This is a genomic window from Paenibacillus sp. LX16, assembly GCF_036252815.1.
Lineage (GTDB): Bacteria > Bacillota > Bacilli > Paenibacillales > Paenibacillaceae > Paenibacillus > Paenibacillus polymyxa_B.
Genome location: NZ_CP141152.1, coordinates 80,237 through 87,478, shown reverse-complemented (window position 1 = coordinate 87,478; position 7,242 = coordinate 80,237). Strand labels below are relative to the sequence as shown.

The following is a 7,242-nucleotide window of genomic DNA, read 5'->3' as shown; positions in this document are numbered from 1 at the left end:
GGAGGACAAAAGGACAGTTTAACGTACGCTTCCACCCCGTCATTGATCCAGTGAAACAATTTCTTCCGCCTCAACCACCAATCGATCGCCTACGGAAGCCCGACCCTTGCCGAGAATATAGCCCCGCCGACGCTTGATCACTTCAAAATAGAGATCAATTCGGTCTCCAGGCTTGGCCAAGCTGTGGAATCGAATTCCATTGAGGTTAGTCAGGTATGAAATGCCTTTTTTATCAATCGCAGCGAATGCCGCTAATTGTGCAAGCGACTCCACAATCAACATAGGAGGCATGTATGGGTTAGTGTCAGTAATGAACCACTCACTCCAGGTGACAAGCTTGTATCCCTTCGCCCATTGCGACGTTTCGTACCCGGTCACGCCATCCAACAGAAGAAATGGGTACCGGTGCGGAAGCACATCCGGGATATGGATTAGCTCTTCGCTCACAGGCTTATTCCCCTTCCCACTTGCGAACAGCAAGGCAGACGTTGTGCCCTCCGAAACCAAATGAATTGCTAATCGCCGCGCGGACCTCGCGTTCCTGATATACATGCGGCACAAAGTTCAATTCAGGAGCCTCAGGATTGTCGCAATTGAGTGTCGGTGGTACTTTGCTGTGAATCATACTCTGCACAGTCGCAATTAATTCGACTGCCCCTGCACCGCCCATTAAATGACCAGTCATGGATTTAATAGACGATATCGCCAAACGGGGGGCATGCTCCCCGAATACTTTTTGAATAGCATTAATCTCCATACGATCATTAAATGGCGTACTCGTACCGTGGGCATTGACATAGTCGATTTCCTGCGGTGTTAAGCCGCCATCCTGCAGTGCGATATTGATCGCATCTGCCGGGCCGGAGCCAGAGGGATCTGGAGCCGTGATATGATACGCATCAGTTGTGCATCCGTAACCCACAACTTCGGCCAGAATGGTGGCTCCGCGGTTCAAAGCATACTCCAACTCCTCCAGCACCAAGACTCCTGCTCCTCCACCGATGACGAATCCATCGCGATTCACATCAAACGGACGACTAGCCTTCTGCGGCTCATCATTACGTCTGGAGAGAGCATGGATATTCGCAAAAGATGCCAGATCGAGCTGACTAAAATTGGCTTCTGCTCCACCGGCAACCACGACATCAGCCGTGCCGTACTGGATCGTACGTAATGCCTCACCAATGGCATTACTTCCTGTGGCACAAGCCGTAACCACAGCAAAAGAAGGCCCCTTGGCTCCGATAGCAATGGAGATTTCACCAGGTGCTGAATTAATCATCATCGAGGAAACAAAATAAGGAGAAACTCTTTTGGGACCAAGCTTTGTTAATTTCCCAAAGTTCTCCTCTATAACGTCGAGGCCGCCTGCTCCAGAGCCGACAATAACTCCCACGCGACTTGCATTCCGCTCATCAATCACTAATTTCGATTGCTCCACTGCCTGCCGGGCAGCCGCCAAAGCAAACTGAGTGAACTGTGCGACTTTATTAGCTTCCTTCTTGCTCATATATTGCAATGGGTCAAAGCCCGTAACCTGTGCACCGATCTTTGTCGGAATGTCCGCTGTATCGAAAGCAGTGACAGGTCCGATTCCGCTTTTTCCTTCCAACAGTGAATTCCAGAAATCCGTAAGATTAAGCCCGATCGGCGTTACGACTCCCTGTCCAGTCACTACAACACGTCTTCTCACTGTATCCACGTCCTTCGTTGAAATTAATTCTTAGAAGCCTGTTGCTCGTAGAGAGGAAAGTCGCCATACACATGACTGATTTTTTCATGCACATCCGCAAGATCAGCATATACCTCGACGATCACAAGCTTGTTCTCCTGATACTTTTGCCAAGCAAGCTGAAGCTGTTCCCGTGCCTCTCCCTTACTCCGAATTGCAAGGCTTTCCACAAACTCATACTGGGGAATTTGAATTCCTGTCTTGGCCGCCTCAGAAACAAACGGGAGGGACTGCCCTGTGAGATGCTTATAATTCATCTGATTCTGTAACCAACCATACCCACCATTATTGAGTACGAGATAGATTAACGGTATTTGATACTCCACCGCCGTCATAAAATCCGAACAAAAGAGATTGAACGCACCGTCACCTACGAGTGCTACTACTGGACGTTGTGTTGCCACGCTTGCTCCCAGAGCAGCCGCCGCACCGAATCCAAGACTCGTTTGATCACTAGGAACAATCGAAAGAGAACCGTGGGCAAAGCGAAAATATGGATAAAAATAGGACCACATATCCTGCAATCCATTCTCTTGAAGAAGCACCAGATTTTCAGGGAACTCCGTCTGAATCATGTCCAACAGCTCAGGAACGTGGATTCCAGGGGTCTTTTTCAGCTCTTCCAAATAAATAGCCCTGTGAGAAAAAGCCTCCTGTTTACAGCTCCTAATCGTTTCAAGCCACACTCCATCAGGCTCCTGGCCGCGCCGTTCAAGCCACTGCTCCACCGCTGCATATCCATCACCAAGCACCTTGATACCCCTGTACTCGTGTGCAAAATCCTCCAGATTTACATTGACTTGAATCAAAGGTGTATCCTGTAGCAAAATATCCCACTCGAAAGTAGCCGTTTCTTCCAATCGACTGCCCAGTGTGATTACCACATCAGATTCCTTCCAGATTTGTCTTAGACTAAGATCTGTATAGAGTCCCGCAACACCACAGAAGAGTTCGTGGTCTTCATCAACTACACCCCGTCCCGAGGCGGTTGCGAACAAGGCCGCTCCATGTTGGTTAGCAAACCGCTCAATCACATCACCTGTACCTGACTTCATTCCGCCTCCGACTAGAATGAGTGGCCTGCGGGCGTTCTCAATAATTCCCCACGATGCATCCAACTCCCGACGAGACGGAGAGCACGACAGCTTTTCTGGTGGGGTAAACTGAAACCCTGTTGGCATAGGCTGGTCCATCAGATTTTCAGGGAGTTCGATATAGACAGGACCCGGTGCTCCATTGATAGCCAAAAAGGCAGCCCGCTCCATCGCCCATACAAGCCGATCCACATGCTCGACACGATAAGCCCATTTTACGAGCGGCTTCACGAGTGAGATTTGATCGGCTTCCTGAAAGGATCGGGTACCCAGCTTGTCTCCTCCGGTACCAAGCGCCAGAAGCAGGAGCGGAGCGCCCAGGTTTTTGGCTTCCAGCAGCCCTGTGAGTGTATTACTGAGCGCAGGGCCTTTCCCCACAACACACACGGACATCTGGTTGGTGGTGAGCGCATAACCTGCTGCCATGAACACAGCATTACGTTGATCTTTGCACAGGATAAAATCCATACCGGATGAGGGGAGTGACGATACGATTTTGAGATCATCACTTGGTAATCCAAAGAGATGCTGAATCCCAGCTGATTTTAAGTACCCAATGATGGCATCCCAGGGAAAGAAGCTCGCAGTCATACCAAACTCCTCTTTTCCGACAAATATTCTGCGACAATTTCTGAAATCAAGATCGGCTTCGAAATGAGCTTGAAATCGTAAAAAATATAGTTCGACATCGTGCCGTAGCCACCAAAAGGCTTATTACCTTGATCCACATCCTCAAGCGTCTGATTAATGGTCAGCGTGTGCTTCTTTCGCAGAACGTCAGTCAGGTGCTCCGATCCGTATAAGCTGCAACCCATTGCACGTTCACTGAAATAACTGGAGGAAATACGCTTGATCAATTGCTCGTCGTCTTGGTAGCTAACTACATTGAAGACTGGCGAAAAATACTCAATAATCTCCAGATTCTGATCCAATTCACTATATACAACCGTTGGCTCCATCTTTTTTGTACGGAAATCAATGCCGCCGCCGTAAATAATAAACTTATCATTCGTGTTGAAATATTCGGAAACCGAATATAGCGTGTCTTTATAGAATATAGGGGTATAGTTTGCGTTCGGATCATCGTTGGCACCAAACACGAGTTGGTCAAGCTGTTGAATCAGCAGATCTTTGAAATGCTCACTCACATCTTGATGTACCAGAATGATGTCGGGGCCTAGGCAGTCTTGTCCAGAGTTGAACAATCTCATTCGGATCACATCGGTAACCGCCAGCTCCAGATCTGCATCAGGTCCGATGATGAAAGGATTTAGTCCTTGTCCGTAAAAAATGTAGAGCTGATCTTTTCGAATCTGTTTTTTGATCTTCTCTGCATTGGTATAGCTTCCGGTGAACACCACAATATCAGCTGGCATCACGGAATTCTCCATGAACACCTTCTGGCTTACTTTACGAATATAGATGGGTAATCCATGTACAGCCTGAAGCTTTTCATGCAGCATGTTGACGTACTCGTTTACGTGAGAAGAAGGGCGAAAGTCTATATTTTCAACGTACAGGGACGGAATCAAGAGGTATAATGCATAGGAGTACAAAATGACGTTGGAAGGCATAAATACAGCCATAGATCGTTGCCAGCTTGGCTGATAGGTCTGCACTTCTTGCAGAGCACCTTGAAGTGTGAGGATCGTGGAGTCAATTTCTGCATTGGCAGCCCGATAGGATGAAAATTGTGTGAGAATATCCATCACTTCCTGCCGATTTTCAATCAAATAATTGAGGCATTTCAGAATAGATTCATGCCTTTTCAGAAACAGTGTGTTTTCTGCCAGTTCTGGATTTATACTCATGGCACATTCTCCCTTTCCTGTATGCAGTTTTGGTATATATCTTGTTATGCTTTGCGAGAAGCAGCTTTCTCTAGAGCAACACGCTCCATCTCCAGACGATCTACTTTTCCATTGCGATTTAAAGGAAAATGATCGAGCGGAAGCAAAAGATCGGGAAACATGTATGAAGGGAGTACCTGACTCATCTCTTTGCGGAGCACAGGCACGACCTGTGAGGAATCACTTTCGATGAATGCGACAAGCAATGTCCCTTTAGCCTCATCCTCCAAGGTAATCACGCAGGATCGGTAGCCTAGCGAACCAATTCGGTCCTCGATATAGACTGGAGAGACCATATAGCCCATCCGATTGACCGTCTTACCGCTGCGACCAATGACATACAGCATTCCGTCATCCAGATAGCCCAGGTCCCCCGTCTTGAACCAGCCGTCCTGTAGAACGGATTGCGTCAGGTCTGGACGATTTAGATAACCTTCCATGCATCCAGCACTGCGTATCCACACTTCGCCTACGATACCGTCCGCCTGCTGGTTGCCTGTAGAATCTAGTATTTTCAGATCCACACCAGGTAATGGTAGGCCACAACCCTTCGGACACTCTAGCGTCCCCAGCGTAACGTTGCCCAGTTCAGAAAGGCCGTAACCATTCAGCAGGGGCTGTCCAAATATGTTGTTAAATTTCTCTTCAAGGTCCTGGGTAAGTGGGGAACCGCCTACGCACCACATGCGCACCGGAGCTTCCTTGACCATTTCCAGTTGTTCGGGTTTTCGGTTTAGCATACGCAACAAGGTGTAAAAAGCAGAGGGGTTAGCGTCTACGACCGTCGCCCGGTCTTTCGTAATACTTGCAATGACGCTCCAGAGGTTTTTTGGATTGCAGATGATGAGAGAACATGAAGTTAACCACCAGGAGAAGATAAGTGAGATTCCATAAAATGAGAAAAAGGCACAACGGGGAGCATATGGTCAGACGGTAGGTAGTTCATGGCGTGTATGGAATGCCTGATATTCTCCATAAAAGCTGAACCAGCTTTCACGATTCCCTTGGGTTTGCCCGTCGTACCTGAAGAATACAGAATGAGCGCATCTGACCTCTCGCACCACTTGCTAAAGTCGAGGGCTTCAAGCTTTGGCTCTCCCACCCAATCCGGGTGTACTGCTTCTTCTTGAATCAGATCTTGAATCAGAATAACGAGAGCATGAGGAAGTTCTAAATCGGAATCCGTAAGGATGCAACAGGCACCCGCTTCATCATAGATTTGGGCCACCTCATCGAGCACAGTCTGCTCGTCCACCACAGTCACCGAAACAGCAATATTGCACAGGGAGAACAGAGACACAACAAACCAATAGGAATTGGCCGCTTTCAGAATCACTCTACCGTCTTCGGGAATTCCTCTGAGCGTCAACATCCGGGAGAAGATCGTAACGTCTCGCTCCAGACGCTCCCTAGTCATAACTCCTTCAGGTGAGATAATACGGCAATCCGTATGCGTAATAAGCACAACGTTCCCTCCTTACATCCCCGTAATATGGTATCCAGCATCTACATGGATAACTTCACCCGTAATGCCTCTCGATAAATGGGAAAATAGGAATAACGCCGTATCTCCGACTTCCGACGTATCAACCGTCTTGCGTAGGGGCGTAGTTTCTTCAATATGTTTGAGCATTGTGTTAAAATCTTTAATGCCATAGGCAGCCAAGGTCCGTATCGGACCCGCGGAAATCGCATTTACACGAATGCCATATGTGCCCAGATCATTCGACAGATAGCGCATGCTGGCTTCCAGTGAAGCCTTCGCCACACCCATAACGTTGTAATTTTTGATCGCTCGTTCTGCGCCAATATACGTCATGGTGACGATACTTCCACCCTCTGTCATCAGTGGGTATACTCGACGGGATACAGCAGCCAGAGAATAGGCACTGATTTCTTGGGCAACAGCGAATCCCTCGCGAGAAGTGTCAACGAACAAGCCATCCAAGTCCTCAGCCTTAGCATAGGCGACACTGTGAAAATAACCATGCAATACGCCTACTTTTTCTTTTAGAAAATCCGCCAATGCATCAAGCTCTTCATTGCTTTGTACATTACAAGGACAGACCAGTGCTCCCGGAATGGTTTCAACGAGCTTTAGTACCCGCTCTGCAACCCTCTCATTTTCGTAAGTAAAAATGAGCTGTGCTCCTTCAGCAGCTAAAGATTGAGCTGTCCCCCAGGCAATACTCCTGTTATTAGCCACGCCCATAATCAAAATGTTCTTACCGCTCAGTAGTACTGCCACAGAAACCACCTTTCTTTTTTACATTTTTAAACAAAATAACAACTTAATTTAGTATGTCTACATTTATAGACATATGTAATCTTTCCTGGAATATTATCGCGTTAATTGCCAAACTTGGATAGGCGACGTTTTAGGCAAATCACAAAATTTATTTTAAAATTTGTGTAACACATCTTGTATGCTGTCTGTCATCTCACAAGAAATAGTTGTGTTGCTTCTGTTGGTCTGTGTTCAAATCGAAAGGAATACATGTATGTGAAAAAAGGTAGCGAGGCAAAAACAAGGTGACTGTCAAAGCGAGTTAAACATAAAATCCGC

5 protein-coding genes and 1 pseudogene are annotated in these 7,242 nt (G+C 47.4%); all 6 read right to left on the bottom strand.

What is annotated here, in order from left to right; translation table 11 throughout:
- Nucleotides 1-39: 39 nt before the first annotated feature.
- The 6 genes and pseudogenes from T3H97_RS00410 to fabI all read right to left on the bottom strand — a co-directional run bounded on the left by T3H97_RS00410 (nt 40) and on the right by fabI (nt 6,924).
- Entirely contained in the window at nt 40-447 is a 408-nt protein-coding gene (locus T3H97_RS00410) for a 3-hydroxyacyl-ACP dehydratase FabZ family protein (protein ID WP_328801394.1), read from the bottom strand.
- Between the two features lie 4 nt (nt 448-451).
- The gene (gene fabF, locus T3H97_RS00405) at nt 452-1,693 is read right to left on the bottom strand and encodes a beta-ketoacyl-ACP synthase II (protein WP_328801393.1); all 1,242 of its coding nucleotides are present in this window, start codon (nt 1,691-1,693) and stop codon (nt 452-454) included.
- A 23-nt stretch (nt 1,694-1,716) separates the two neighbouring features.
- Nucleotides 1,717-3,417: a thiamine pyrophosphate-binding protein gene (locus tag T3H97_RS00400; RefSeq protein WP_328801392.1), complete on the bottom strand. Its 1,701-nt coding sequence runs from the start codon at nt 3,415-3,417 to the stop codon at nt 1,717-1,719.
- On the bottom strand, nt 3,414-4,637 hold the full coding sequence (locus tag T3H97_RS00395) for an aldehyde dehydrogenase family protein (protein ID WP_103049295.1): 1,224 nt from the start codon (nt 4,635-4,637) through the stop codon (nt 3,414-3,416). The genes T3H97_RS00400 and T3H97_RS00395 overlap by 4 nt, the downstream gene beginning before the upstream one ends.
- A 44-nt stretch (nt 4,638-4,681) precedes the next feature.
- A pseudogene (locus tag T3H97_RS00390) lies at nt 4,682-6,141 on the bottom strand (AMP-binding protein).
- A 12-nt stretch (nt 6,142-6,153) separates the two neighbouring features.
- Nucleotides 6,154-6,924: an enoyl-ACP reductase FabI gene (gene fabI / locus T3H97_RS00385; protein ID WP_013308164.1), complete on the bottom strand. Its 771-nt coding sequence runs from the start codon at nt 6,922-6,924 to the stop codon at nt 6,154-6,156.
- Nucleotides 6,925-7,242: the final 318 nt, after the last annotated feature.